This is a genomic window from Mycetocola zhadangensis (assembly GCF_003668565.1).
In the GTDB taxonomy this organism is placed as follows: Bacteria; Actinomycetota; Actinomycetes; order Actinomycetales; family Microbacteriaceae; genus Mycetocola_A; species Mycetocola_A zhadangensis.
In genome coordinates this window covers 993917-1016297 of the sequence record NZ_RCWJ01000001.1, presented here as the reverse complement: position 1 = coordinate 1016297, position 22381 = coordinate 993917, and the positions used below count along the sequence as shown (strand labels likewise).

The 22381-nt window shown below is 63.2% G+C and carries 29 protein-coding genes; 10 read left to right on the top strand and 19 right to left on the bottom strand.

Annotated features, from left to right (window positions below; genetic code table 11):
- Window positions 1-37: 37 nt before the first annotated feature.
- The 3 genes from D9V28_RS04910 to D9V28_RS04900 all read right to left on the bottom strand — a co-directional run bounded on the left by D9V28_RS04910 (window position 38) and on the right by D9V28_RS04900 (window position 3559).
- Window positions 38-541 carry a CFI-box-CTERM domain-containing protein gene (locus D9V28_RS04910; RefSeq protein WP_147440912.1) on the bottom strand — a complete coding sequence of 168 codons (504 nt, stop codon included), beginning with the start codon at window positions 539-541 and terminating at the stop codon, window positions 38-40.
- Between the two features lie 995 nt (window positions 542-1536).
- Window positions 1537-2478, bottom strand: a complete 942-nt coding sequence (locus tag D9V28_RS04905) for a DUF2971 domain-containing protein (protein ID WP_147440911.1) — start codon at window positions 2476-2478, stop codon at window positions 1537-1539.
- Between the two features lie 343 nt (window positions 2479-2821).
- Window positions 2822-3559 carry a hypothetical protein gene (locus D9V28_RS04900; protein ID WP_121658532.1) on the bottom strand — a complete coding sequence of 246 codons (738 nt, stop codon included), beginning with the start codon at window positions 3557-3559 and terminating at the stop codon, window positions 2822-2824.
- A 513-nt stretch (window positions 3560-4072) separates the two neighbouring features.
- Between D9V28_RS04900 and D9V28_RS04895 the strand changes: the two genes are divergently transcribed.
- Window positions 4073-4327 carry a helix-turn-helix domain-containing protein gene (locus D9V28_RS04895; RefSeq protein ID WP_121658531.1) on the top strand — a complete coding sequence of 85 codons (255 nt, stop codon included), beginning with the start codon at window positions 4073-4075 and terminating at the stop codon, window positions 4325-4327.
- A 689-nt stretch (window positions 4328-5016) separates the two neighbouring features.
- On the opposite strand, the gene D9V28_RS04890 is transcribed toward D9V28_RS04895, so the two are convergent.
- Both D9V28_RS04890 and D9V28_RS04885 read right to left on the bottom strand, forming a co-directional pair.
- Window positions 5017-5664 (bottom strand): NADase-type glycan-binding domain-containing protein, encoded by a 648-nt coding sequence (locus tag D9V28_RS04890; RefSeq protein WP_147440910.1) that lies wholly within the window; start codon window positions 5662-5664, stop codon window positions 5017-5019.
- A 214-nt stretch (window positions 5665-5878) separates the two neighbouring features.
- On the bottom strand, window positions 5879-6445 hold the full coding sequence (locus D9V28_RS04885; RefSeq protein ID WP_229727724.1) for a GrpB family protein: 567 nt from the start codon (window positions 6443-6445) through the stop codon (window positions 5879-5881).
- Window positions 6446-6647: 202 nt separating this feature from the next.
- On the opposite strand from D9V28_RS04885, the gene D9V28_RS04880 reads away from it, so the two are divergent.
- The 3 genes from D9V28_RS04880 (at window position 6648) to D9V28_RS04870 (ending at window position 8072) form a co-directional block, all read left to right on the top strand.
- Window positions 6648-7157 (top strand): ASCH domain-containing protein, encoded by a 510-nt coding sequence (locus D9V28_RS04880; protein WP_121658528.1) that lies wholly within the window; start codon window positions 6648-6650, stop codon window positions 7155-7157.
- Window positions 7158-7391: 234 nt separating this feature from the next.
- The gene (locus D9V28_RS04875) at window positions 7392-7799 is read left to right on the top strand and encodes a RidA family protein (RefSeq protein WP_121658527.1); all 408 of its coding nucleotides are present in this window, start codon (window positions 7392-7394) and stop codon (window positions 7797-7799) included.
- A 45-nt stretch (window positions 7800-7844) separates the two neighbouring features.
- A complete protein-coding gene (locus D9V28_RS04870; protein ID WP_121658526.1) occupies window positions 7845-8072 on the top strand; it encodes an RNA-binding S4 domain-containing protein in 228 nt (75 codons plus the stop codon).
- 197 nt (window positions 8073-8269) lie between these two features.
- Here the strand turns inward: D9V28_RS04870 and D9V28_RS04865 are convergent, their stop codons facing one another.
- Entirely contained in the window at window positions 8270-8509 is a 240-nt protein-coding gene (locus tag D9V28_RS04865) for a hypothetical protein (protein WP_121658525.1), read from the bottom strand.
- Between the two features lie 276 nt (window positions 8510-8785).
- Here D9V28_RS04865 and D9V28_RS04860 point away from each other — a divergent pair, with 276 nt between their 5' ends.
- Together D9V28_RS04860 and D9V28_RS04855 are read left to right on the top strand one after the other, a co-directional pair.
- Complete coding sequence (locus D9V28_RS04860; RefSeq protein ID WP_121658524.1) at window positions 8786-9238, top strand: hypothetical protein; 453 nt, start codon at window positions 8786-8788, stop codon at window positions 9236-9238.
- Window positions 9239-9303: 65 nt separating this feature from the next.
- A complete protein-coding gene (locus D9V28_RS04855; RefSeq protein ID WP_121658523.1) occupies window positions 9304-9558 on the top strand; it encodes a hypothetical protein in 255 nt (84 codons plus the stop codon).
- Window positions 9559-9639: 81 nt separating this feature from the next.
- Here the strand turns inward: D9V28_RS04855 and D9V28_RS04850 are convergent, their stop codons facing one another.
- A complete protein-coding gene (locus tag D9V28_RS04850) occupies window positions 9640-10737 on the bottom strand; it encodes a fatty acid desaturase family protein (RefSeq protein ID WP_121658522.1) in 1098 nt (365 codons plus the stop codon).
- 214 nt (window positions 10738-10951) lie between these two features.
- Here D9V28_RS04850 and D9V28_RS04845 point away from each other — a divergent pair, with 214 nt between their 5' ends.
- Window positions 10952-11299 carry a hypothetical protein gene (locus D9V28_RS04845; protein ID WP_121658521.1) on the top strand — a complete coding sequence of 116 codons (348 nt, stop codon included), beginning with the start codon at window positions 10952-10954 and terminating at the stop codon, window positions 11297-11299.
- Between the two features lie 47 nt (window positions 11300-11346).
- On the opposite strand, the gene D9V28_RS04840 is transcribed toward D9V28_RS04845, so the two are convergent.
- Window positions 11347-12222 (bottom strand): hypothetical protein, encoded by an 876-nt coding sequence (locus D9V28_RS04840; protein WP_121658520.1) that lies wholly within the window; start codon window positions 12220-12222, stop codon window positions 11347-11349.
- A gap of 105 nt (window positions 12223-12327) precedes the next feature.
- Between D9V28_RS04840 and D9V28_RS04835 the strand changes: the two genes are divergently transcribed.
- Both D9V28_RS04835 and D9V28_RS04830 read left to right on the top strand, forming a co-directional pair.
- Window positions 12328-13221 carry a hypothetical protein gene (locus tag D9V28_RS04835; RefSeq protein WP_147440909.1) on the top strand — a complete coding sequence of 298 codons (894 nt, stop codon included), beginning with the start codon at window positions 12328-12330 and terminating at the stop codon, window positions 13219-13221.
- Window positions 13214-13690, top strand: coding sequence for a ribosomal maturation YjgA family protein (locus tag D9V28_RS04830; protein ID WP_183086423.1), 477 nt, complete (start codon window positions 13214-13216; stop codon window positions 13688-13690). Before D9V28_RS04835 ends, D9V28_RS04830 begins: the two co-directional genes overlap by 8 nt.
- Here the strand turns inward: D9V28_RS04830 and D9V28_RS16045 are convergent.
- The 7 genes from D9V28_RS16045 to D9V28_RS04800 form a co-directional block, all read right to left on the bottom strand.
- Window positions 13632-13808: a hypothetical protein gene (locus D9V28_RS16045; protein WP_183086422.1), complete on the bottom strand. Its 177-nt coding sequence runs from the start codon at window positions 13806-13808 to the stop codon at window positions 13632-13634. The genes D9V28_RS04830 and D9V28_RS16045 overlap by 59 nt on opposite strands.
- Before the next feature lie 83 nt (window positions 13809-13891).
- Window positions 13892-14755 (bottom strand): prenyltransferase, encoded by an 864-nt coding sequence (locus D9V28_RS04825; RefSeq protein WP_121658517.1) that lies wholly within the window; start codon window positions 14753-14755, stop codon window positions 13892-13894.
- Window positions 14752-15078 carry a lycopene cyclase domain-containing protein gene (locus D9V28_RS04820; protein ID WP_121658516.1) on the bottom strand — a complete coding sequence of 109 codons (327 nt, stop codon included), beginning with the start codon at window positions 15076-15078 and terminating at the stop codon, window positions 14752-14754. Before D9V28_RS04820 ends, D9V28_RS04825 begins: the two co-directional genes overlap by 4 nt.
- Window positions 15075-15410: a lycopene cyclase domain-containing protein gene (locus D9V28_RS04815; RefSeq protein ID WP_121658515.1), complete on the bottom strand. Its 336-nt coding sequence runs from the start codon at window positions 15408-15410 to the stop codon at window positions 15075-15077. The genes D9V28_RS04820 and D9V28_RS04815 overlap by 4 nt, the downstream gene beginning before the upstream one ends.
- The gene (gene crtI, locus D9V28_RS04810) at window positions 15410-17017 is read right to left on the bottom strand and encodes a phytoene desaturase family protein (RefSeq protein ID WP_121658514.1); all 1608 of its coding nucleotides are present in this window, start codon (window positions 17015-17017) and stop codon (window positions 15410-15412) included. The genes D9V28_RS04815 and crtI overlap by 1 nt, the downstream gene beginning before the upstream one ends.
- The gene (locus D9V28_RS04805; protein WP_229727723.1) at window positions 17014-17913 is read right to left on the bottom strand and encodes a phytoene/squalene synthase family protein; all 900 of its coding nucleotides are present in this window, start codon (window positions 17911-17913) and stop codon (window positions 17014-17016) included. The genes crtI and D9V28_RS04805 overlap by 4 nt, the downstream gene beginning before the upstream one ends.
- Window positions 17910-18980 carry a polyprenyl synthetase family protein gene (locus tag D9V28_RS04800; RefSeq protein ID WP_121658513.1) on the bottom strand — a complete coding sequence of 357 codons (1071 nt, stop codon included), beginning with the start codon at window positions 18978-18980 and terminating at the stop codon, window positions 17910-17912. The genes D9V28_RS04805 and D9V28_RS04800 overlap by 4 nt, the downstream gene beginning before the upstream one ends.
- Before the next feature lie 112 nt (window positions 18981-19092).
- On the opposite strand from D9V28_RS04800, the gene idi reads away from it, so the two are divergent.
- Window positions 19093-19632: an isopentenyl-diphosphate Delta-isomerase gene (gene idi / locus D9V28_RS04795; RefSeq protein ID WP_121658903.1), complete on the top strand. Its 540-nt coding sequence runs from the start codon at window positions 19093-19095 to the stop codon at window positions 19630-19632.
- Here the strand turns inward: idi and D9V28_RS04790 are convergent.
- Genes D9V28_RS04790 through D9V28_RS04775 form a run of 4 tightly spaced genes read right to left on the bottom strand, consistent with a single transcriptional unit; the run spans window position 19614 to window position 22375 of the window.
- Window positions 19614-20135, bottom strand: coding sequence for a CinA family protein (locus D9V28_RS04790; RefSeq protein WP_121658512.1), 522 nt, complete (start codon window positions 20133-20135; stop codon window positions 19614-19616). The genes idi and D9V28_RS04790 overlap by 19 nt on opposite strands.
- 55 nt (window positions 20136-20190) lie before the next feature.
- Window positions 20191-21162, bottom strand: a complete 972-nt coding sequence (locus D9V28_RS04785; RefSeq protein WP_121658511.1) for a DNA topoisomerase IB — start codon at window positions 21160-21162, stop codon at window positions 20191-20193.
- A gap of 49 nt (window positions 21163-21211) precedes the next feature.
- Window positions 21212-21478, bottom strand: a complete 267-nt coding sequence (locus tag D9V28_RS04780; protein WP_121658510.1) for a DUF7218 family protein — start codon at window positions 21476-21478, stop codon at window positions 21212-21214.
- Between the two features lie 9 nt (window positions 21479-21487).
- Window positions 21488-22375: a glucose 1-dehydrogenase gene (locus tag D9V28_RS04775; RefSeq protein WP_121658509.1), complete on the bottom strand. Its 888-nt coding sequence runs from the start codon at window positions 22373-22375 to the stop codon at window positions 21488-21490.
- Window positions 22376-22381 lie beyond the last annotated feature (6 nt).

Sequence of the window (22381 nt, the reverse complement as noted above, 5' to 3'; positions counted from 1 at the left end):
GAGCACACGGGGATCCCTTCTCTCGAGATCGAGGCGTCTAGCTCTCGAGCCGCCGCACGATTCTGTCGAGCAGAAACTTCGCGGACCGATGCAGCGCGTCCACGTGCCCGAACCGCCGAACGAGCACCGGGCTTATGACGTAGTACCAGTGGATGAAACCGCGCCCTGCCGCTGAGAGGGACAGCCGTTCATCGCGGAAACGGCGAAGCGTGAGCACCGGATCTGCGTCGTATGAGCCGTACACTGCGGTGGCAATGTAACAACCACCCTTGGCCTCATTACCGCTTGTTTGGGATGTGTTTCGCTCTGTGGCCTGTCGCCTTGCCTCAGTAGCCGCTCTCAATAAAGCCTCATTTAAGCCGGGGAAGCGCTCAACGATAACGCCGTCGGCGTTCTCGTAGGCCCAAGCGGCGACCTGTCCAATGTCTTGATCCAACCAGAAGTCTTCGTGGTGGTAGTTCACCCAGCTCGCGAAGGTTTCCGGAGACTCCTCGCGAAGGATGGCGAACAGCGCGAGCCATGTCCCGTTGTCCGTGCCCAAGGAATATGCGCGTTGGTCCGAAAGTCGAACCATCAGGCGAAGGAGCGGATCTTCTATGCTGACGGGATTTTGATGCTTCACGCGTTCGTAAGCTTCAAGCAAGTGGATTCGAAACAACCCTGCTGTACCTTCATCAGGCTCTTCGACCAGTAGGTTGACCAGCAATTCTTAGCGCGGAGTCGTGCGCATCTCAATCGCCCACGGTGGCATACTGCGCAAAGTTTTCCTCCATCTTGTAGCGATCAGCCACCCGTCGCAACGGGCTCCTTCCAAGAGTCGGAGGTGAACTTGAGGCGCTCTTTCGGGCCGATTATGGTCAGCCTATCGATGCCGCCGAACAGTTCCGTTCCCCAGTCCGGGGCGGCCGAACCGCGTTCAGCTCACTCGACGCTCCCCCGGTGAAGGCGACTTCGTCGCGCCCTTCCGTCGGTCGTTCAGTCCACACCCGAAGAGCGCATACACACCGCCGCCTCCCGTAACTGTCGCTGCGCGTTACAGCTCCAACCGATCGGACGGGGCTACAGTTATCTTCTGCTCGAGCACCGAGCCCGCGGGACCAATGCAAGGACTCGGGCGCTGACACTCCCTGACAACAACCGCTTGTGGATCCACTCGTCAAACCGGTTGATGTCCCGCGTCATCAGAACGACGGTGCTGCTCGGAGCCAGAGATGTGGATCTCCGATCGGCCCCGGCTAGAGCGTGCGCCTCGGCATGGGCCAGCCGAGTGTCAACCAGGAGGCTCGTGGCCTGCCCCTGAGCGCCGCAGCATGAATGCGCTCTTGACTGGCCATCTCAATCGCTCGAGGGCGCTCCACGCCGCGCGGCTCGACAGTCCTCCAACCGCTCCCCCTCCCGCCTGTTTAGGCCGGGTTCGCCGACGCCGAGCAGTTGGTCGCTGAACGGCCTCGACCGCCGAGCGGCCTAAAGCGCTGAACGAAGAGCCGCCCTACAGCTCAGGTGAAGGGCGGCTCTATCGTGCGCACGCGGGGCCCTTCATCGTGTTGTGACGCGCAGGGTGCTCTTCGAAGGCAACACCGCTGTCTGCGGGTAGTCCCGATAAAGAAGCGCACAAACATACTGACGGGTCCGCGTCGTGCATGCAGGGCCGGTGCGCACGAATGCGATCGGGAGCGGTGACGTAAATCTCGTGGAATGTTGGGGGCTTCCGCTCGGGTGCCCCGCCCGTTCGGCGCCTCCGGTGACCTCCACGAACCTTCGTCCGCCAGGTCCGTCCTTGATAAGAGTCCGATCCCAGGGAGCGCCAACCACATAGCGGATCTCGCGCTCGGATCGGAACCCGCGGTTCTTGCACGAGATAATCAGCTCCGAGAGGGCGAACCCGGCCGACACATTCGCCCTCTGCCACATCGAAAAGGATACTGAATCAGAATCGGCCCGCTCCATCAAGTCCGCAGCAGCCGCCAACCGTTCTCGCGCAATCTGAAGTTGGTTGCGTTTGGTATATCGCATCGTCATCCAATGCAGCGGGTAGTCCATCAGGTTGGTGTCGACCGCCGACGAGAACTGCCCCGTTCGATCGAACAGCATTGGGAAGTGCCATCGGTTGACGCCAATTGCTACTCCGTCAGTTCCGGCATAACGCTCCCACTGCGAGTTGTCGTCACCGTCCCTGCTGAAGGAGATACCGAACCCGCCTGTCTCGAAGACGTTCTCAACAGCTGCCTCGACGACATCCTCAAGATCCCCGACGAACTCCCCACGCGCCGCGCGCATCTCTCGCACGGCTCTCCTCAGGCGGCGCTGGCCAAGCCGCAACTCATCCAAGTCGTTCATGTCGCGAACGGACGAGGCGCGCCAGATACTCGAGCCCACGATCGCCTCCAGCGAATTGACAGACGTATAGTGCCAGAGCACTCCACGCGTGCTTGCCGGAGGTGCATCCATCCCCGGCAGCGGGGGCTGGTAAACGGTCACGCTTAAGTTGTACCAATAGTCGTCCCGTTCGCCTGTCGCGGTCTTATTGTGGTTGTCGGACCGAGCTACGCGGACGCCTCTCTCAGGCGCGCAGACGAAGCGACCGTCGTGCGGACCACCACGATCAACTCCAGCGTCGATGTCGCACAAGCGAGAGCGTGTCTATGTAGCGGCTCCACATGAGGCCCCGCTCGTTCCTCGCGGCTGCTCACGACCCGCCTCTGCCGTTGCCGGAACGCCCACCAGCACGGTCAACAGCCGGTGTAGGAGTTGCGGCGGACCGGCATGAGGTGCAGGAGGGTCGGGCGGTGTCGCCGTAGGAAGGTGCACACTGGGGCGGCCCTCAGCAGATCTTCGCCATGCCGCGACCAACGAGAACACATTCCGCTCTGTCACGCAACCGCTGCGAGGCTTCCCGTGCCACGGTGTCCGCAGCCTCGAGCTCTGCTGCCCGCTCCTGAACTCGCTCTCCGGTTGGCCAAAGCGCGTCGTCAATCAAGGCCGCTGCCGCACGCTGTGGCCAAGTGCAGCCGGATTCGATGTACGGTTTGTCTCCGCGGTTCGCCAGGTCCACAGAACATGAAGCACTGGCCTCGAGCGCACCGAGCACCAGGCGCCCATGCCGCTCATGGATTGGCGGCGCATCGGTTGTCAACACGGCATTTAGCTCGGCCCAAGCAAATAGCCTGGCCCAACCACCGTGAGGCGCTCGGGCATCCACTATCTGTTTCTGGCGAATATGTGCAAGCTCGTGGAGGAGGACGGTCGCCCACTCACCAGCGGTCCGAAACCGGCTCTTCGGCGCCATCAGAATCTCGGTCGTAGCGGGCCCCAGAGCGGCGACAGTGCCCTCCGGTGTCTCGCCGAGAACGGTCAGGCCTTCCACCTCCGTGATGACGATGTTTTCCACGCCCTCAACATCGTAAATGGCGAAGATTCTTTGAGCAGCGGCAGTCACGTCTGTCCGTGTTTGGCCCGTCGGACCAGCGAAGACCTGCACAGCCACAGGGGCGAAAAGCAGCACTGAGAGGGCGACCGCGAGCGTGGGAAGAACCATCTGACGGCGCGGTTTGTGTTCCATGTCTGGTTCATGCGCGGCGCCGACCCTGTGATGCGCTTGGTAGCTTGCTGTGAGGCCCGCTGCGGGGCTTGCCCGGCCCTCCGTCTGGTAGCCCGCCTTGCGGCACTGCCGGCTTAGACGGCGCCGTGACGTCTCTGCTCTCAACAGGAAATGGCCGGCCGCCTCTCCTTGCACAAGGAAGCGACCGACCCGCAGAGGGTGCCCTCCGCATCCTTTATGGGCGGCGCATCCTTAGCCGTGCGCATATCTCAGGGGAGGTCAGGACACACTGGCGTCAGGACCAGGGAAGATCACCATAGCGCCGCTGGTGTGATGCCCGGGCTGCTCCGTCCATCGTCGCCCGGCGCAACGCAACGCCCACGACATGATCCCGCTGGCTGGCTCCCCCTGGCGTGACGTCCGCTGCACCCGTGAGACCACAGATGCGTAACCGCTACGCCGGCATTTCGCGGTCGAACACCTGGATGGACTCGACCCGCATAGAGCTAGGACCGGCAGCTTGAAGGGAAGCCAATGTCAATCCAGCAGATCTACACCGCAGAAGAGGCAGCAGCCATCCTGCGAACCACGCCACGACACCTCTGCACGCTGGCGAGGAACGGAGAAATCAGGGGCATGAAGATTTCCCGTACCTGGGCATTTCCAGAGGACGCCATTCAGGAGTTCATAGTTGCGAAGAGCCAACCGATCGTTTCGGGGGCCAGCCAACAGCGCACCGGTCTCTCCGCGGGTGCACTGAGAAACCTGGAGCGACGCGCGCGCCGGTAGCTTGACGACCTCGCACGTTTCGGTGTCGATGGATCATGCGGGGATTTTTGCGGTTCGAAATGAAGGGATCATCCCTTTATTCCAAGTCATTTCGTGGCATGCTGTGTTGTTACAGGCCCGGAATTGCGCGGAAACGTTGGTTCGGAGAGGGGCGTCGTGTGGGTTCGAGTCCCACCACCGGCACAACCGTTTGACCCCTCTTCTTCCCAGCGAATACGCGGGAGTGGAGGGGCTTTCTTTTGCGGGGCGTGATGCTGGCGAGCGGTTCCGCCCGAACACCGAAGCCGGGCCCTGAGCGGTACAGCCTCATCCCCTGAACGGCGCGGGTGACCTTAGCGCTGACCTCTCCTCGCAGATTGCACGCGTTCGCGGAGGAACTCTAAGGATGTTTGGCGAGTGGTTCGGCCGGTCGATGGACAATTTCCATCTACTCGTGAGCGTCGAGAACGGCCCCGACCCGCCACAGGCAGGCCCAACGTCCAGCCGCGGGGGCCTTTCAGTCGGCCGACGCTGCTTTCGCGTTTGGCGAGGGCGAGGACCACCTTTCGTCGAGGAGTCGGTCGCATGACCACCGCCTCTACTGGCAGAGCGAGGCGGGCCACGGACACCGTTTGTTGAATAGGGCCACGGTGTTCCCGGATCCTTTCGGCAATGCGGCCACCGAAACTGGCCGACTGACACCGATCAGATCAATCCGAGGTACTCGCCCAGAACGTCACCTCGCTGATGGAAGTGTCTTCGGTGGCGTTTGCGCCCGTGCCCGGTCGAGCGGACGTGAGTACAAGCCGTACGGTTGCGGTCATCCCCTGTTGGAACTCAAGTTCCTGCGCGTTCGCGTACTCACTCGGGGCCTTCACACCGAGAGAGTCGGTACTCGTTCCGGTTTGAGTCGTGATCTCAAACTGACCGACCCTGGCGTTCTTTTCATACTGTGCAAGCGTCCCCGCGTACCCGTTCACAACACAGATGAGTTTCAAATCCACGGGTTCGTCGAACGTGAAGTCCAGTTGTTCGCCGACCCCATAGCCTTCGGCTCCTTCAACCCAAGCGCGGTTGAGATTTCCATCGATCAGCCGACTCGCGCTATGCACGATCGGTGGCTCCGCGAGTTCGCTACTGGCGACGAGTCCCTCGACGGCGACTTCTTTGAGCGAGCCCGGGTCGTTGCAGGTTGGGGCGTTGGCCACCCGGGAACTGCTGAAGGCTCCGACGATCGCGGTAACACCGGCGAGTATGGTCACCAACCCAGCAGCCACCCCAACGGCCACGGACGCCTTTTTCATGCTCCAACGGCTGGATTGCGTCTTTTTTGCGGGCGGTTCGGGGACTTCGGGCATCGAGACTCCTCTGAGCCGACCCCTCGTCGTTTCCCGGATCCGGGTCCGTCCATTGTGACGCCGATCTATGGGGGCCGAAACTCTCAATTCCGCCGCCAGAGTCCGTTCATGGTGGGTTCATCTGAACGCGATTCCGGGCGCGATCGGTCAAGCCTGCCGAGGTTCGGAACGCAACAAGCTGCTGCGGGAGGAGCTTTCACGCCCGCGTGCGGGGTTATATTTCGCGGGCCGCCCGTGCGCGCTCTTTGATCGCGAGGACGACGTCGGTCTTTGCGTCTGCATAGTCGTTCATGTCGTCCCACCGCTGGTTGAGCAACGCTCGCTTGGTGTTCTCGTACAGACTGCGGTCGTCGGCATCGGACCGCAGATGATCACGGAACAGCAGATACTCGTCGACAGCAGGAGCGCCCTGCTCGTAGAGGTGCACATGGACGTCGCGGGTCGGCGTGCGGACAAGGCGATGGCCCGGCTCGCGGACCCGCAGCTCAAATCCGGCAGCAAGGAGCGGATCGAGGTAGTCCTCCTCAGCGGTGATGTCGGGCACCGCGACCACGATGTCCACGATCGGCTTCGCTGCTAGCCCGGGAACCGAGGTGGACCCGATGTGCTCGATCTGGATGGCGAAATCTCCGAGGACATTGCGGATCGTTCGTCGGTGCTCCAGGAAAATGCCAACCCAACCGTCGTCGTAGGGATGAATTGTGACGGAGAGAGGCTCAGCTCCCCCGACGATTTGTACGGTTGTTACATCGGGTCGACGCGGGCTGTCACTGTCGTTCACGTGAACATTCTTACACCAGGCTTCCTGGTGACCCAGACGGTCGGCACGCAATAGCTCGATGTAGGAAGAGGCTACCGCCGCGTCCAATGTAAACGTGGGCCGAGAGCACCCCAACAATCGGGCGGCAGGGCCGCGGTCTGCTGGGACGGGTCCGAACCGCTGAGGGCAGAAGCAGGATCGATCGGAATGGGAGGATGGCTCCATGGTTATGGAACGATCTCCCAACGCCCCACTTGCCAGAGCAGAATCCATAGCCATGTGGGAGGCGTACGCGACCGCTTTCCCCGACTCCGTGCGCGCATGTCCTGACTACACCATTGAGGCATTCGGTGACTCTGCCGAGCTGGCGGACGCACTGCTCGGTCAAGTGCTGCACGGTTCCAAGCGGGCAACGTCTGAACTCACGGAGGCCTTCCTAGCGGACGGCGATCCGCTCCCCCGTGTCGGCTCTCACTGGGTTGTGTGCGACGGGGCTGGGAGACCGCGCATCATTGTTCGCAGTACGGAGTTGCGGATCGAAACATTCGACACGGTCGACGCCGCATTCGCGTTTGACGAGGGCGAGGGTGACCGCTCTCTGGAGAGTTGGCGGCGCGAACATCGGCGTTTCTGGGAACGAACCTGCGCTGCCCGGGGCGCCATTTTCTCCGAGAGGGACGAGATTGTGCTTGAACGATTCCGCGTGGTGTGGCCACCCGATCTGGCCGACTGACTCAAAGTGTCGTCGAGCGCGGTCGACACGGCTGGTGCGCTCGGACCGTGGCGACCTGGGGCACTCCACCGCACCGTTCCCCAGTGGAACGGTTCGGCTATGCAGAACTGACTCGCACCTTGCCTCAGATTTCCACGGCATCGCTTGCTGGGCGTTTTTCCGGCCAGCCTTGGTCCGCGATTTTCCAACCAATGAATAGCATCCGCTCATTGGGTCCCAACACCGAAGGAAGCCATGCCCAACGTTGTAACCCTTATTCGCTCAGACGCGCTTTTTGCCGCTGCTGAGTACGCCTACGCGGCCACTGCCCCCGCGGACGCGCGTTTGATCTTCCTCGCTGGAGCCTGCCCGCTCGAGTCCGACGGCTCAATCGGCGCCGTCGGAGACTATGCCGCGCAAGCCGCAAAGTGTATCCAGAACCTGAATACAGCCCTCGCCGGCGCGGGCGCAGGCATCGATGATGTGATCAGCACGCGCGTTCTCGTCGCATCGACCCAACGGTCAGACCTTGTGACCGCCTGGAGTGTCGTTCGCGAGGCATTTGGTGACCACGATGTTCCCAGCACGCTCCTCGGTGTCACTGTTCTCGGGTACGACAACCAGCTTGTTGAGATCGAGGCTGTCGCCGCCGTTTCGAACTGATGAAGCGATAGGCCGGGCCCACATCTGGTCGACTACCATTCGGGTATGACGAACCCACTCCCCATCGACGATGTCGCGATTGGTGGAGAGACCATTCGCCTCGGGCAATTCTTGAAATTCGCCGGACTCCTCGACTCCGGAGGAAACGTGAAAGAGGCCATCATCGACGGCTTTGTGGCCGTGAACGGCGAGGTCGATCGCCGACGCGGAAGGCAGCTGGAACTCGGCGACATCGTCAGCTTCGACGGACGCAGAGTTCGCGTCTGTGCTTGAGAGTTGTGACCCGGGCGTGAGCTGGATCGGCGAACAACGAAACCGGGGATCCGCGGTTTGGGGACCCTGAGCGGGCTGAGGCTTTGCCCGGATGGAACGTCGAGCAAACCCGGACGGTGACGCGCGCAGTCGTTGAATGCTGCAGAAGGGTTTCAGATCGGCAAGCGGAACGATTCGCTTCGAGGCGTCTCCAGTCACTATCTCTCGGGCGTCCGCACGTCAGGGGTGCGCCGACCCGCCGCCAGCAGCCGGATCCCCTGGTGGGCAAGTGTCGCCGCGAGAGCGATGAAGATGACACCGGAAACGTAGTTGAACCACTCCGACGCGTTCCCGAACGTGAGTACTGAGAACATCAGCACGATGATCGCACCGCAGAGATAGACGACCGCGGTACTTGTCGAGCCGGCTTCGGATTTGTGGTCCTCAGGATTGGTCATGCTGGAACCCTATCGCGCTGGGTCGTCCTGGAAGAAGACCCGCTGTGGGCGAGGCGCTGCGCGGCAGACGCGCCGGAGGCCCGACGCGAACCCGGCAACGGGTCGGAGTTGGTCTACCCGCGCTCGTCGTCGCCTCCGAGCCGCGCCCACCACCGCTCTGAAGTTTTGCCCGACAGCGGCCCGCAGACGTTCTCCCGCTGACACGAATCGGCACCGAACGCAAGGGACTCCGCGCGGCTAGCGCGCCGAATGCGGCCGCCGCAATAATGGCTCACTATGAACTCTTCCCCCGCGAACGGTCCCGATTTCGCCCACCAGCGCCCCGAAGGCCTCGACGATGCCACGGTCACAGCGCTCGGCAAACTCTCCGAGGCGCTTGAGGTTGTCGAACACGCCCGCGGCCTCCTTTACGGTTTCCACAGGCTCACCGGTACGGCGGATCTCGCCCTCGGTGAAGCCGTCGATCTGCTGCGCGAGGCCGGTCATGACGACATCGCCGATTCGATCGATCGCGAGATTGTTGGCCGCAACGTGCTCGAAGGACGCTGGACCTTCCAGATCGTCGAGGACTACGACGACAACTACTACACGGCGTTCAAAGACGCGGAACGTTCGGCTCGAACCCAGCTTGCCGACGGCAAACGCCACCTGTTCGAAGCGGAAATGAAGGAAGACCGCCGCACACCACACGCTCGCCACCACGAGGCAAGACCGGCCGACGCTTCGTAAGACGCAGATCTTCCCGCACGCAACCCACACACCTTGCGTCACCCCCTAGTCCCGCTGAGGTGAACATGAGCGATCGAAAGCATTGGCTTGACGTCATCGCACCGGTGAGAAAGGGCGCGCGCACCGAGGGCGGTGCTGGGCTTCTTCTCGTAGCTGTCGTCGCGTTCGGATTGGGCATATATGGGCTGTTCCAGCCCCCGGGGGAAATGTCGACGCGCTTGCCGATCCCGTACGGAGTGTCCAGTCCGCTGCTCCTTCTGTTCGCCGTCTGGTGCACGCTGCTCGCTATCAACGTGTTTCGGCGAGCGCGCCAGCGCTGACGCGACCAGGCAGAACAACCGGAAGTCAATTTCGAGAACGGATGCTCACAGCATCCGTTTCGCAATGTTGAACGAAGGGGGCTAGATACTTTGTCGTTGCGCCGCGAGAGGGCAGTAGAACGGGTCGCTCTCGCCGAGCCCGACCCGGTTGATGTGCCGTACGACGATTCCGTACGACTCGAACAGGCCGGTCTGCGTGTATGGAACATCCAGCGACCTGCAATACGCGGCGACCATTGGCGCCGCCCTGCGCAGGTGCGGGCGCGGCATCGACGGGAAGAGGTGGTGCTCGACCTGATAGTTGAGGCCGCCCATCAGCACATCCACGAACCGACTCCCCCGGATGTTACGACTCATCAGCACCTGTCGCCGCAGGAAATCGACCTCGATCCCGCGCGGTAGCAACGGCATGCCCTTGTGGTTCGGTGCGAACGCCATACCCATATAAAAGCCGAACAGCCCGAGCTGCACACCGAGGAAGGCGAAGCCGATGCCAGGCGAGAGCACGAGAAACACCAGCGTGAGGTAGCCGGCGATGCGCAGAATGGTGAAGGTCAGCTCAATCCAGCGCCGCTGCAGCGGCTCGCGCGAGAACAGCCGCCGCACACTCGATGCGTGCAGTGAGAGGCCCTCGAGAAACAGGATCGGAAAGAAGAACCAGCCCTGGTGGCCAATCAGCCACGACGTCACAGGGTTACGGCGAATGTTCGCCTGCTCAGGCGTGAACGAGAGAACCGGCAGCTCGAGGTCGGGGTCGGCACCCTCCTGGTTGGGCCGGGCGTGATGCCTGGTGTGCTTGTGCTGCCACCAGCCGTAACTCATTCCGACGAACAGGTTGGCGATCACGAGGCTGGTCCACTCGTTCCACCTGCCAGACCGAAAGATCTGCCTGTGAGCGGCATCATGACCGAGAAACGCCGTCTGGGTGAACAGCACGGCAAGGCCAGCGGCGAGGAACAACTGCCACCAGGTATCGCCGATCCAGACAAACGCGACACCGGCGCCCGCGAAGACCACAGGCACGGCGAGCAGCTTCGTCCAGTAATAGCCATAGCGGCGGCGAAGCAACCCCGCGGCCTGCACCTGGCGGGATAGCGCCGTGAAATCGCTTCCCGGCGCTCGCACCCCAGGCTGGCGAGGATGAGTCCGGCGTATTCCGGAGCTGTGCAAAGTAGTCATGGAAAGACCTCCGTCCGAGCGGCAATTCGCGTCGGTAACCGGGGTCTTGGGCAACCTGTTTGTCACGATACGCCTGTGCAGACCCGGTGGCAGATATTCACAGCGGATGCCACGGTGTGCGTTGGTGAGACACTCTCCTGTGCGCTCCTATAGCTCATCGGACTCGAATTGGTGAGGGGTTGAACGGAGCGCGATCCGACGGTTGACTTCCGGTATGGAACGTATTTTTTACGCGACGGATTCGGTTCTCACCGGTACAGACATCGCTCGCGCACTCGTGCTCTACGCGGAGGCCCTCGCCAAGGTGGGTTCGTCCGCATCCGTCGACATTCCGACGCGGCACGAAGACGGCAGCGTCGGGAACGCGATGTTCCTCGTCGGTCCGGCCAGCCAGTTGGTGGCGGAGTCCGAGGACAGTGAGTACCCCGAACTCACCGATGACGAACTGGTCGAAAAGATCCGCAGGGCCACTCTTGCGCTCGGCGACTCACACCCGCAGTATTCGGACACCGAGGTGTTTCCTGGGGGAGGCGACATTCTGGAGTTCCCCGACCGAGCCTGACCGGCTCGGCTCGGCTTGGCTTGGCTTGGATATGCCAGCCTGTGTGTTCAGTCGCTGAGCCGCTTCACGCGTTCCCGCGCCCGCGACACCGCGCGTTCCGCAACGTCCGACTCGGTGCGGGCGTCCCCGATTTCTCGGGAGAGCTTGTCGTTCTCAGCCGAGCGTTCGGCTAACTCCGCCTCAACGTCGGCAAGCTGAGCTCTTAGCGTTCGCCGTTCCTCTGCCAGCCGATCGAGGTCTGGTACCACATCGTTCAGTTGCTTTCGCAACGCTTCGACGGCGTCAAGCGCATCGTCGGCACGGTCTTCGGCATCTCGAAGCTTGCGTCGTGCTTCGTTGACATCACGTTCTGACTCGGTTGTGTCGACCGCGCGAAGCCGTGGTGCGGATACTCTTTTTGACGCCAGCGGAGCAGACGGGGCATCGACCGCGAGTGCGCCTGCCAGATCGACCGGTTCGACACCGTTCGAGGTCAACCCACGAACGAGCACACCGGTGAGGACAGCGTCGGCAGCGGCCGGATCAGCGAGAGCCGCCTGCAGCGTTTGCTCCAACTCGTGCACAGCGGCTGCGCTGGCCTTCGAACCGGCGTTCTTGCCGAGCTCAGCGCCGATCCGTGACACCGAAGCGAGCAGCTGCTGACGGGTGCGCCCCAGTTTGCGTAACTCCTGGGGGTCGAGCTTCTGCTCAGCATCCCGCAGGTCTTTCCCCAGCGACACGACCTCCTCGACGCTGTCTCTCCGCTCAGCGACGAGCAGATTGACGAGCCAGGCACCGGTCGACGGTTTCGGCAGAGCACCGATCTCGCGTGCGAGCTCCTTCTCCCCCGTCTCTTTGGCTGCCGTCGCCGCAGCGGTACGAGCTCGGACGAACCCGTTCAGCGGCAACGCATAGAGCTCGGCGGCCACGGACTCGATCGACATTCAGCAAGAATAACGTCGTGCACATCGATCGCAGCGCCGTCAACCCCGTTCGGGGTCAGAGGTCAAAGCGGCGAAAGGGCGCCGGCGTGGGTCATGATGGAGTTTGTGACCCTCAGTTTCCTCTCGCGAATGCGCCAACGACCCGTCGCTTCGCACGGCCAGGACACGTCCTATTCACCTCCGGCTGAGGGCTGTGACCTTCTCGGAACGGGCGTCGATCATCTTCGTGCGTACCTGAGGACGCAGCCGACCAGGCTCGAGACGCTGGAGGAACTGTGCGCGCCCATCGGTGAGCACCTTCGAACAGCGCTGGACGAGCCACAGCGCACGTCGTCGAGGTCCGTTTTCTCCCATTCTCTGGCCGCAGTGGCCGCTGGCCAGCCTGTGCTGTGGGAAGCGCTGCTTCAGGATCTTCTCGACGCGACGAGCGGTGGGCCTGGCCTCACCGTCACGCCGCTCCTTGTACTGATGAGCCGCGCCATCTCGAACGTGCTCTATGACAGTGACGACAACGGCCTGTTTTTCGCGGCTTCCGAAGCGCGCACCACCGCGAACCGGCTCGTCGACGAACTGCCGACACTGCTCCCGGCCATCACCATCTTCGTCACATCGTCGCGCGACGCGATCGGACTCCGCGCCGCACGAATGGGGCTGGACAGTGTGCTCCTGCATCGCCGCATCCCCAACATCAGCGCCGAGGATATCCTCGCCCTGCACCGGATGGGCCCGCTCGGTCGAGAGCAACTCGCCGACCCGGATACGGCGAACGCCCTACGGGCGATGGCTCCGTTCCGCACGCTCTCCGCCTGGGCCTCAGACATCTCCGCTGCCCGCGACTGGCCGCTCGGCGACGATCCGGGAACCCCGAGCAGTGTTGTGGTGAGCATTCGGGTGCCAGTGACGTCGCTTTGGTTCGCTCCGCGCAGCCACGACCGCGAGTTCCTGATCAGCCCGGAGGGAGTTGTTCTCGACCACGTCGAGGTACTCCACCGTGTCTGATCGCGCGACACCGGCCGCGTCGGAAGACCGACCGTTCGACGTTGACGTGCCCACCGGCATCCGTCGTCGCTTTCGTTTGGTCCTGGTCGCGCTCGTCACTGTCGGCGTCGGCCTCGCCGTGTCGACGTTGCTCTCGGGTTTCGTCGCTGACGCCGTAGCCGACGCGCTCTACACGGTGCTCGTGTACCTGCTGGTGGCCGCGGCAGTGCTGCGGCTCAGCCCGATCGTCGTCGGCTGTGCGGCCTTCGCGGTCTCGGCGGTCATCGAGTTCTCGCAGCTGACCGGCATTCCGGCCGCCCTCGCGGTGGTGTTTCCACCAGCACGACTGGTGTTCGGCACCACGTTCGTCGCCACCGACCTGATCTTCTACGCTATCGGCGCTACCGCAGTTGCCGGAATCGACGGCCTTGTCAGGCGTCGGTCTCGTCGGCTTCAGGGTCGCCGGGGCGGTACTTCGCGTCGTCCCTGACGTCGATCCTCGTCACACCATCCGGTTTCTCGGTCACATCGATGCGCGGTGCGGCATCGGACTCATCGGCCTGCGGCGCTGTGGTCAGCTGGTCGTGGCGCTTTTCGTCAGCATCCATGGGGATCCTTTGTTCGAGGAGAGGGTGTTGTTCACGTTACAGGGCGGCGCTCAGCCGTGCCTCGCGAGCGTGCGAGACGGGTCTCAGCCGAGGACAGACCAGATCAGCAGAAGGGTCACGCAGAACCCGGAGACGAAGTTGAGGGCCAGGAAGTGTTTCCAGCCACGGTTGGCCGACTCGGCCGTTTCGTCCGTGATGTTCCAGAACGGCAGGGCGTTCACGACATACGGGATCGCCAGAATCGCGGCGAGCGACCCCGGCCAGCTCGTGACAAGCAGAAGCAACCCGGCGAGCAGATAGGCGAGTACCGAAAACCGAACCGTGGCGCGCGCACCGATCTCGGTGGCAATTGAACGGATGCCTCCCTCACGGTCAGCGAGGACGTCCTGGACGGCACCGAAAGCGTGGCTCCCCATGCCCCACAGGAAGAAACTGCCGAGGATGGCGAGAAGTCCGGCGTCGGCGAAGGACGCTCCAGCCAGGGCGAGGCCGTAAACGGCAGGACTGACGAAGTGTGTCGACGAGGTCACCGAGTCGAGAAAGGGGATCTCCTTGAACCGCAGGCCCGCGGCGCTGTACGCGATCACCGCGAAGATGCTCACGGCAAGCACCAGCCAGGACAGGGGGGAACCGACCACAACGAGATAGACGAGGAATGGGATGTTGGTTACGGCGACGGCGACAAGGATCGGCCGGTGCAAGGACCGGTCGAGAACGGCACCTTCGACACCGCCCTTACGCGGGTTGCGGAGGTCGGACTCGTAGTCGAAGACATCGTTGATGCCGTACATGGCGAGGTTGTACGGAATCAGGAAGTAGAGAGTTCCGACCCAGAACGTCAGGTCGAGTTCACGCGTGGTGAGGAAGTAGGCGGCCGCAAACGGGAAGGCGGTGTTCACCCAGCTGAGCGGGCGGGAGGACAACAGGATTGCGCCAAGACTTTTCATCGGGCACCCTCCGCTTTCTTCGCAGGCAACAGCAGCCACAGGCCAGGCAGCAGGATGGACGCCGCGATGGCGTACGCGAAGTCCTCGAGCGGCGCCAGACCGAGGAACAGTCCGCTAATTCTGTCCGGGTTGTAGCCGAACAGCCCGACCGCGATCATGAGGTTGTCAAAGATGGCCGTCATGACCAGGACGACGACCAGCGTGAGACCCATGCGGGCAAACGGACGCTGATGCGGCGTTGCGCGTTGCGCTCGAGCCGCTCCCGAAAGACCGATCACCAGCGCGGGCACCAGGAACACCAGATTGAGCAGCCAGTAGGTCACGACGCCTGCCCCGCGGCCGAACGACGGTCGAGCACCAGCCTGGCGCCTGAGAACACGTTCATGGCGACATAGCAGAGCAGGGTGAGGAAGAAGACCTCTTCGAGCGGCAGCTCCGGTGCAAGCAGGACACCGGTCATGAACTCCGTCTCACCGCGATAGAAGATCGACAGGCCGATGCCTGCGAGGTCCCAGGCCAGGAAGAACACGATCCCCACGACGAGAACGATGCTTGCGCGGCGGGCGTCTGCCCAGAAGAACAGCCGAAACCGGGAGTCGAGCAGCACCATGCAGCCGAGTGAGACGAGAAGCGCGCCGAGGTAGAGAAACCCCATCAGCTGGCCGCGCCTGCATCCCGGGCGGGCACAACAGTTTGGGTGGGAAACAAGGGCGTGGGCATCGCTTCTGTGCTGAGGTCACCGCGAAGCCGCTTGATCACCAGCTCGGCGCTGATCAGGCACATCGGCAGTCCGATTCCCGGAATGCTCGACCCGCCAGCGTAGAACAGCCCGTCGACCTTCTTGCTGACGTTGCCAGCACGGAAGAACGCGCTCTGGGTGAGGATGTGCGCCGGGCCAAGCGCTGTACCCTTCCAGGCGTTGAGGTCGCTGGCGAAGTCGGCTGGCCCCGTCACCTCGCGCACCACGATGCGCTCGGCCAGGTCAGGGACATCTGCCCACTCGGCCACCTGCGTGAGGGCACGATCCGCGATCGCCTGCACCGTGGCATCCGCTCGCCCGCCGATCGTGACGTCGGCTGGAACAGGAACGAGGATAAAGAGGTTTTCGGTGCCCTCTGGCGCAACGCTGCTGTCGGACGCGCTCGGCTTGCAGACGTAGAGCGAAGCGGGGAACGGCACGCTGGTCGGCTCGGTGAAGATCTGCTCGAAGTTGTGCTTCCAGTCGCTCGTGAAGAACAGGCTGTGGTGCGGCAGCTGCGGCAGCGTTCCTCGGACGCCGAGCGAGACCAGCACAGCGCTCGGGCCAGCGGTCTTGGAACGCCAGTACTTCTCCGGATAGGTCTGCAGCGCCCTCGGCAGCAACTGTGTCTCGCTGTGGTGCAGGTCTGCGGTAGAGACAACGATGTCGGCGGTCAGCCGCTGAGTGTCGCCGGTCGCGTTTGTCCAGGTGACGCCTGTCACCGACGGTTTGCGAGCGGATGCCGTCGGTGCGGTATCGATGGACGTCACCGTGGCGTTGGTGCGAATATCGACGCCCTCTGACCGGGCGAGCGCAGCGATGCTGTCGATGATCGTTGTGAAACCGCCGCGTGGGTACAGCACGCCGTCTACGAGGTCGAGGTGGCTCATCAGGTGGTACATGCTCGGTGTGGTGAACGGGCTGGAGCCGAGGAAGACGGCCGGGTAGCCGAGAATCTGTTTCAGCCGTTCGTCGCGGAAAAAGCGCGAGGTGAAGCTGTCGAGCGACTCGGTGAGAAGGCGCACAAGCAGCTTTGTCCGGCGAAGCACGTCGCGGCGGAGCAGCGGGAGGAAAGATTCGAACGTCGTGTAGAGGAACCGCTTTTTCGCGATCTCGTACGTCACCGCAGCGGAGTCGAGGTAGCGCTCGAGCTTCGCCCCAGCCCCGTTTTCGATGCTTTCGAAGAGCGCGACGTTCTCCTCTTTGGATGCCGCGACGGTGACAGGGTCGGTTCGACCTTCGAAGAAGACCCGGTAGGCGGGGTCGAGGCGAACGAGGTCGAGCTGCTCAGCCGCCGTCGTGCCGAGCGAGCGGTAGAAGTGGTCGAACACCTCAGGCATGAGATACCAGCTCGGGCCGGTGTCGAAGCGGAACCCGCTGTTCTCGCTCAGGCCGGCGCGACCGCCGACGTTCTCCCGCTTTTCGAGGAGGGTCACCGAGTAACCGTCACGCGCCAGCAGCGCCGCGGTGGCCAGACCAGAGATACCGCCGCCGATGACGACGGCTGACGTGCCGCGGCTCACGGCAGTTTTCCGGCCGCTGCGGCTGCGGCGAGACGCAGCTTCACCGAGTTCGGAACTCGAACCCGGGTCTGGATCAGTGCGCTTGCCGGGGTGGAGCGGATTCGCTCGGTGAGCTCACCAAAAAGCAGTTGCGCGAGTGCGACAGCGCGTCTCGACGACGCCGGAAGCCCGGGAAGTGCTGCGGACGACGCTGCGAGGTCGGTGTCGATGTCAGCGAGGAGCCTGCTCTTGTCGTTCTCGGAGAACGAGCTGAGCTCCACGCCAGGGAAGTAGTTGCGGCCGAGGCCGTCGAAGTCAGCGGACAGGTCGCGCAGGAAGTTGACTTTCTGGAACGCAGCGCCCAGGTGACGTGCACCGTCCACCAGTCGTGCTTCTTCGTCAGCGGTCACCGTGTGGCCGTAGAGGAACGCGCGAAGGCACATGAGACCGATCACCTCCGCTGAACCGTATACGTATGCCGTGAAGCTCTCAGCGGTGTGGGTGGTCTCTGTGCAGTCGGCTCGCATCGATGCGAAGAACGGACGGGTGAGGTCCCCAGGGATCCCCATCCGCCGCGCGGTCAGAGCGAAGGCGTGGATGACCAGATTGGTGCTGTACCCGGTCGCGCAGGCCAGGTCGGTCTCTGCTTCGAACGCGTCCAGCCGGCGGGCGATCTCCTCAGCGCTGAGGCCAGCCTCCTGGGCGACTCCGTCAACGATCTCATCGGCGACACGCACGAGCGCATAAATGTTCCGGATGTGCGTGCGGACGTCGGGAGCCAGAAGGCGGGATGCCATACCGAACGAAGTGGAATAGCGAGCGATGACGCGTGCGGACGTTTCAATTGCCACATCGTCGTACAGCGCACTCCCGGTTGCTGCACCCGAAGGCCGCACTCGGAGGGCAGGAAAATTCAACGGACACGCTCCAAAACTTTTCGTACGACGGGAGACAGCTCATCCCTCAGGCTGGCCGGAATTGCGTCGGAGGCCAGGTGTTCCCAGGCCCGATTCGCGAAGTCGGCGGCGAGCCGCTCAGCGAAGCCTTTCGCTCCAGAGTCTACGAGTACACCGCGGATCCGGGCGGCCTCGTCTTCATTCAGGTCTGACTTGCCGAAGAGGTCGGCGACCGAGCCCCACAACTCCGACGAGAACGCCTGCGCCGTGAGAACTGTGCGCTTGCCTTCGCGCAGGTCACCGAGGGTGCTCTTCCCCGTCGACTCCTGCCGACCGAACACCCCGAGGATGTCGTCGACGATCTGGTAGGCGATGCCGATGTTGCGCCCGAACTCACCCAGTTCATCGATGGTCTCGTCGAATGCCCCGGCAAGCACTGCACCCGATTGGAGCGGCGCCTCAAACGAATAGACTGCCGTCTTCTGCCGTTCCATCTCGACAATGTCATCGACGGACGGCGGCCGAGGGCTGAGGGAGAAGTCCACGTCAGCGAGCTCTCCCGCGGCAGCTGCCGTGACAGCGTCGTCGAGGATCTCGCGCAGCCGGAAGCGCACATTGTCGGCCGCTCCTGTGCGATCGACGAGGCGGTATGCGCCGGAGAGGGCAAGGTCGCCGGCGATCACGGCGGCTGACATGCCCCGGTGTTCAGCGGCAGGCAGCGGGATCCCGGCCGTTGTTGCGATGTCGCGGTAACTGCCGGAGACGTTGGCGTGGCCACGCCGGACAAAATCACGGTCGATGACGTCGTCGTGCACGATGAGCGCTGTGTGAAGCATCTCGTACGCCGCAGCGAGTTGCGCTGCAGCCTCGAGGTCTGCTCCACCGAGCGACGTGTACGCGGCCATGACCATGCGGGGGCGAAAGCGTTTGCCCCCTGTCGTGTTGCGTTCGATCACGTCCCAGAGACGCTCGAAACGATGCCCGTACTTGCCGGCCTGCGTTCTCGACAAACTGAAGTACCGCGCGAGCGCCGCGTCGACGTGTTCGGCCCCACGCCAGGGCACCGCGATGAGCTCGTGCTGGTCCATCCGTCCAACGTATCCGAGACGCCTCACGGGTGTCACATACTTTCGGTTGATTTCACCCGGTCCCTGCGTGCTCGCCTTTGTCCTTCCCGCCGACGGGGCACAGAATGGTCACATGAGTTCACTAGAACAGGTGGTTTTGCTCGCCGACGATGGTTCGGCGATCGGAGTTGCTGACAAGGCGGCAGTGCACACCGAGGCGACACCTCTCCACCTCGCATTTTCCTGCCATCTGTTTGACGAGACTGGACGCATTCTGGTCACCAGGCGCGCGTTGACCAAGGTGGCGTGGCCTGGAGTGTGGACGAACTCATTCTGTGGTCACCCCGCTCCGGGAGAGGACATCGAACGGGCAGTGCACCGCAGGGCCGAGCATGAGCTCGGGGTGCGCCTGAATTCGGTCGAACTGGCGCTGCCCGACTTCAGGTACCGCGCCGTTGACGCGTCGGGCATTGTCGAAAATGAAGTCTGCCCCGTCTACCGGGCAACGGTGGATGGACCACTTCGCCCGCGCCACGATGAGGTCTCGGAGTGGCACTGGGTTGACCCCGATGCTCTCGAACGCGCCGTGACGGCAACACCATGGGCGTTCAGCCCGTGGCTGACACTGCAGCTTCCCCTGCTCTCAGCGCTGGCTCAGCGACGCGTGGGGTGAGCAGAGGCAAGCGCGTCGACCCTAGCGTCCAGGAGCCGAAGAGACGCGACCACAGCTGACTCGACGATTTCCTCTGGACTGCCGCCAAGCATCCGCTCTGCGACGTAAATCTCACCGTGCGGAGAACGCAGGCCAATAAACACGGTGCCTACCTCGCAGCCGTCCTGCTCATCTGGACCACCGACACCCGTGATCGACAGTGCGAGGTTCGCGCCGGTGAGTTTGGCGATTCCCGCCGCCATCTCTTCGGCGGCCCTCGCCGACACAACCGGCCCGGGTGACAGGCCGAGCACCCGATGTTTCGTCTCAGTCATGTACGCGACGAGACTTCCGGCGAACCACGACGATGAGTTTGCTGCCGCAGCCAGTCGCATGCTCAACTGTCCGCCGGTGAGAGACTCGGCAATCGCAATGTGAAGGGTCGATCCTTCGATGCGCGCCGCGATGGACTCGGCGAGTTCACGTGCCTGGTCTGCGGAGGACGGGGAGTCTGGCGCGGTCATTCTTTGATTCTTTCGGCACGTCGGCACCGCGCCAAGGGGTTGACACCGGAAAGGCTCAGTCATCGCCGAGGATCAGGCGCCGCAGAGCGGGCTCTGGTTGTGTTCCGCGGCTGTCGAGCACCTCCCCGGCACGATATCGATCGAGCACTCGCGGGTCGATATAGCTTGCCCGAGCGATCGCAGGCGTGTTGCCGAGTGCGTCAGCTGTCTCCGCGACGGCCGCGCTGATCACCTTGGCCTGCTGGCGCCCCGACTTCACCACGCCGAAGTCACGCAACGCCCGCGCCGCGATGATGCTGCCGTGCAGCGTGCGGAAGTCCTTGGCCGTGAAGTCGCCGTTGGTGCGGAGGCGCACATAGTCGTTCATGTCCTGGGCGCTGAGCCCTCGCCACTCTCGCCCGTTTTTCCAGGCGAGAAGACGCGAGTCGCCTCCCCGGGTTTTCAGCGAACGGATGACCTTCGCGAGGTCCTCGTCTGTGGTGTCGCTCGACCAGGCCTGGCCGCTCTTGCCGGGAAAATCGAGCGAGACTGTGTTGCCTGAGACCGTTGCATGCGCGCACAGCAGCGTGGTGAGTCCATGGCTGCCGTGTTCGAGCGCAAAGCGTTCGCTGCCAACGCGCAGACGGGCAGAATCGAGGAGTCGGAACCCGGTGGCCAACGCCCGATCGCGTGAGCCGGTTGGACCTCGCAGGTCGGCGGTGACTCGCCTTCGCGCTGACGGCAGAGCGAGGGCGAGCTCGAGTGCGCGATCAAACTTCCGTTCGTCCTGTTTCTGCCGCCATACCTCGTGGTAGAGGTATTGTTTCCGACCGGCGAGGTCGGTTCCGACCGCCTGGATGTGTCCGTTTGGATACGGCGAAATCCAGACATCCGTCCACGCGGGGGGAATGACCAGGGCGGCGATCCTCTCGACGGTCTCAGCGTCGTGGACCGGTTGACCGTTCGCGTCGATGTAGCGGAAGCCCGATCGAGTCTTCCGCCGGCCGAGCCCAACTCCCCTGGTATTGCTCTTTCTCAACCGTGGCATGAGGATCCCCCGGTGTGTACAGGAAGCAGGAGGGGGAAAGCGTCGCCGCTCACGAGTTGCGCAGCGCTGAAATGAGGTCCGACTTCTTCTTTCGCGAGTACCCGGCCTGACCAATCTCCTTCGCGCGCTTTCGCAGGTCGTCCACCATCCAGTCTTCGTAGCTGCCGAACTCGCCACCCTTTTGGCCCAGTTTCGACCTGCCCTGTGTTCCGGCCGCGTTGGCGATGCGCGCTGCCTTCTGCTTCGACTGACCGTCGTCCCGAAGCTTGTCGTAGAGCCCGGGATCCTTCAGTCGTGAAGCCGCGTTTTGTGGCATTCCGGTCCCCTACAGCCCGGTGCCGCCGGTGACAGGGAGGACAGCACCCGACACGTATGACGCATCATCCGACGCGAGGTACACATATGCGCCCGCCAGTTCGGCTGGTTGCCCGGCGCGTCCGATCGGAGTGTCTCCGCCGAAGTTCTCAAGCTTGTCCGGCCAGGATGTCGCAGGAATCAACGGAGTCCAGATCGGGCCAGGAGCGACGGCGTTCACCCGGACGCCCTTTTCCCCGAGCTGCTGGGCCAACGCCTTCGTGAAGGCCACCTGCGCGGCCTTCGTCATGGCGTAGTCGATGAGTTCCGGTGACGGGTCGAATGCCTGGATGGAGGACGTCGTGATGATCGACGCCCCAGCATGCAGGTGCGGAATCGCTGCCCGCGCCGTCCACATGATGGCGTACAGGTTCGTCTTGAAGACCCGGTCGAACTCGTCGGTCGGCAGATTCTCGAGACCTTCCCTGTTCTCCTGGTATGCCGCATTGAGCACGACAACGTCGAGGCGGCCAAACTCCGCCACTGTCATCTCGACAATCTCGGTGGCGTACTGCTCGTCGCGGGCGTCTCCCGGGAGAAGAAGCGCCCGGCGGCCAGCCTTCTCCACCCACTCGGCGGTTTCCTCGGCGTCGTCCTGCTCTTCAGGCAGGTAGGAGATAGCAACGTCGGCACCCTCACGGGCGTACGCGATCGCGACAGCGCGACCAATTCCGGAGTCTCCACCTGTGATCAGCGCCACCCGGTCGGTGAGCTTGCCCGAGCCCGTGTAGTCGTTCTCGCCGTGATCAGGCCGAGGGTCGGTCCGCTCGGTCAGCCCCGGCTGGTCCTGCTCCTGTTTGGGGAAACCTCCGACGTGGTACTTGTTTCTCGGGTCCGGATTCTGCGCCTGGGTTGCCACGTGCTC

What these genes read in the sequence shown, in the direction of transcription:
- D9V28_RS04900 (WP_121658532.1), bottom strand. Translation starts at nt 3,559, where the DNA reads ATGGAACACAAACCGCGCCGTCAGATGGTTCTTCCCACGCTCGCGGTC.
- D9V28_RS04895 (WP_121658531.1), top strand. Translation starts at nt 4,073, where the DNA reads ATGTCAATCCAGCAGATCTACACCGCAGAAGAGGCAGCAGCCATCCTG.
- D9V28_RS04890 (WP_147440910.1), bottom strand. Translation starts at nt 5,664, where the DNA reads ATGCCCGAAGTCCCCGAACCGCCCGCAAAAAAGACGCAATCCAGCCGT.
- D9V28_RS04880 (WP_121658528.1), top strand. Translation starts at nt 6,648, where the DNA reads ATGGTTATGGAACGATCTCCCAACGCCCCACTTGCCAGAGCAGAATCC.
- D9V28_RS04875 (WP_121658527.1), top strand. Translation starts at nt 7,392, where the DNA reads ATGCCCAACGTTGTAACCCTTATTCGCTCAGACGCGCTTTTTGCCGCT.
- D9V28_RS04870 (WP_121658526.1), top strand. Translation starts at nt 7,845, where the DNA reads ATGACGAACCCACTCCCCATCGACGATGTCGCGATTGGTGGAGAGACC.
- D9V28_RS04865 (WP_121658525.1), bottom strand. Translation starts at nt 8,509, where the DNA reads ATGACCAATCCTGAGGACCACAAATCCGAAGCCGGCTCGACAAGTACC.
- D9V28_RS04860 (WP_121658524.1), top strand. Translation starts at nt 8,786, where the DNA reads ATGAACTCTTCCCCCGCGAACGGTCCCGATTTCGCCCACCAGCGCCCC.
- D9V28_RS04855 (WP_121658523.1), top strand. Translation starts at nt 9,304, where the DNA reads ATGAGCGATCGAAAGCATTGGCTTGACGTCATCGCACCGGTGAGAAAG.
- D9V28_RS04850 (WP_121658522.1), bottom strand. Translation starts at nt 10,737, where the DNA reads ATGACTACTTTGCACAGCTCCGGAATACGCCGGACTCATCCTCGCCAG.
- D9V28_RS04845 (WP_121658521.1), top strand. Translation starts at nt 10,952, where the DNA reads ATGGAACGTATTTTTTACGCGACGGATTCGGTTCTCACCGGTACAGAC.
- D9V28_RS04840 (WP_121658520.1), bottom strand. Translation starts at nt 12,222, where the DNA reads ATGTCGATCGAGTCCGTGGCCGCCGAGCTCTATGCGTTGCCGCTGAAC.
- D9V28_RS16045 (WP_183086422.1), bottom strand. Translation starts at nt 13,808, where the DNA reads ATGGATGCTGACGAAAAGCGCCACGACCAGCTGACCACAGCGCCGCAG.
- D9V28_RS04825 (WP_121658517.1), bottom strand. Translation starts at nt 14,755, where the DNA reads ATGAAAAGTCTTGGCGCAATCCTGTTGTCCTCCCGCCCGCTCAGCTGG.
- D9V28_RS04815 (WP_121658515.1), bottom strand. Translation starts at nt 15,410, where the DNA reads ATGGGGTTTCTCTACCTCGGCGCGCTTCTCGTCTCACTCGGCTGCATG.
- D9V28_RS04800 (WP_121658513.1), bottom strand. Translation starts at nt 18,980, where the DNA reads ATGGACCAGCACGAGCTCATCGCGGTGCCCTGGCGTGGGGCCGAACAC.
- idi (WP_121658903.1), top strand. Translation starts at nt 19,093, where the DNA reads ATGAGTTCACTAGAACAGGTGGTTTTGCTCGCCGACGATGGTTCGGCG.
- D9V28_RS04790 (WP_121658512.1), bottom strand. Translation starts at nt 20,135, where the DNA reads ATGACCGCGCCAGACTCCCCGTCCTCCGCAGACCAGGCACGTGAACTC.
- D9V28_RS04785 (WP_121658511.1), bottom strand. Translation starts at nt 21,162, where the DNA reads ATGCCACGGTTGAGAAAGAGCAATACCAGGGGAGTTGGGCTCGGCCGG.
- D9V28_RS04780 (WP_121658510.1), bottom strand. Translation starts at nt 21,478, where the DNA reads ATGCCACAAAACGCGGCTTCACGACTGAAGGATCCCGGGCTCTACGAC.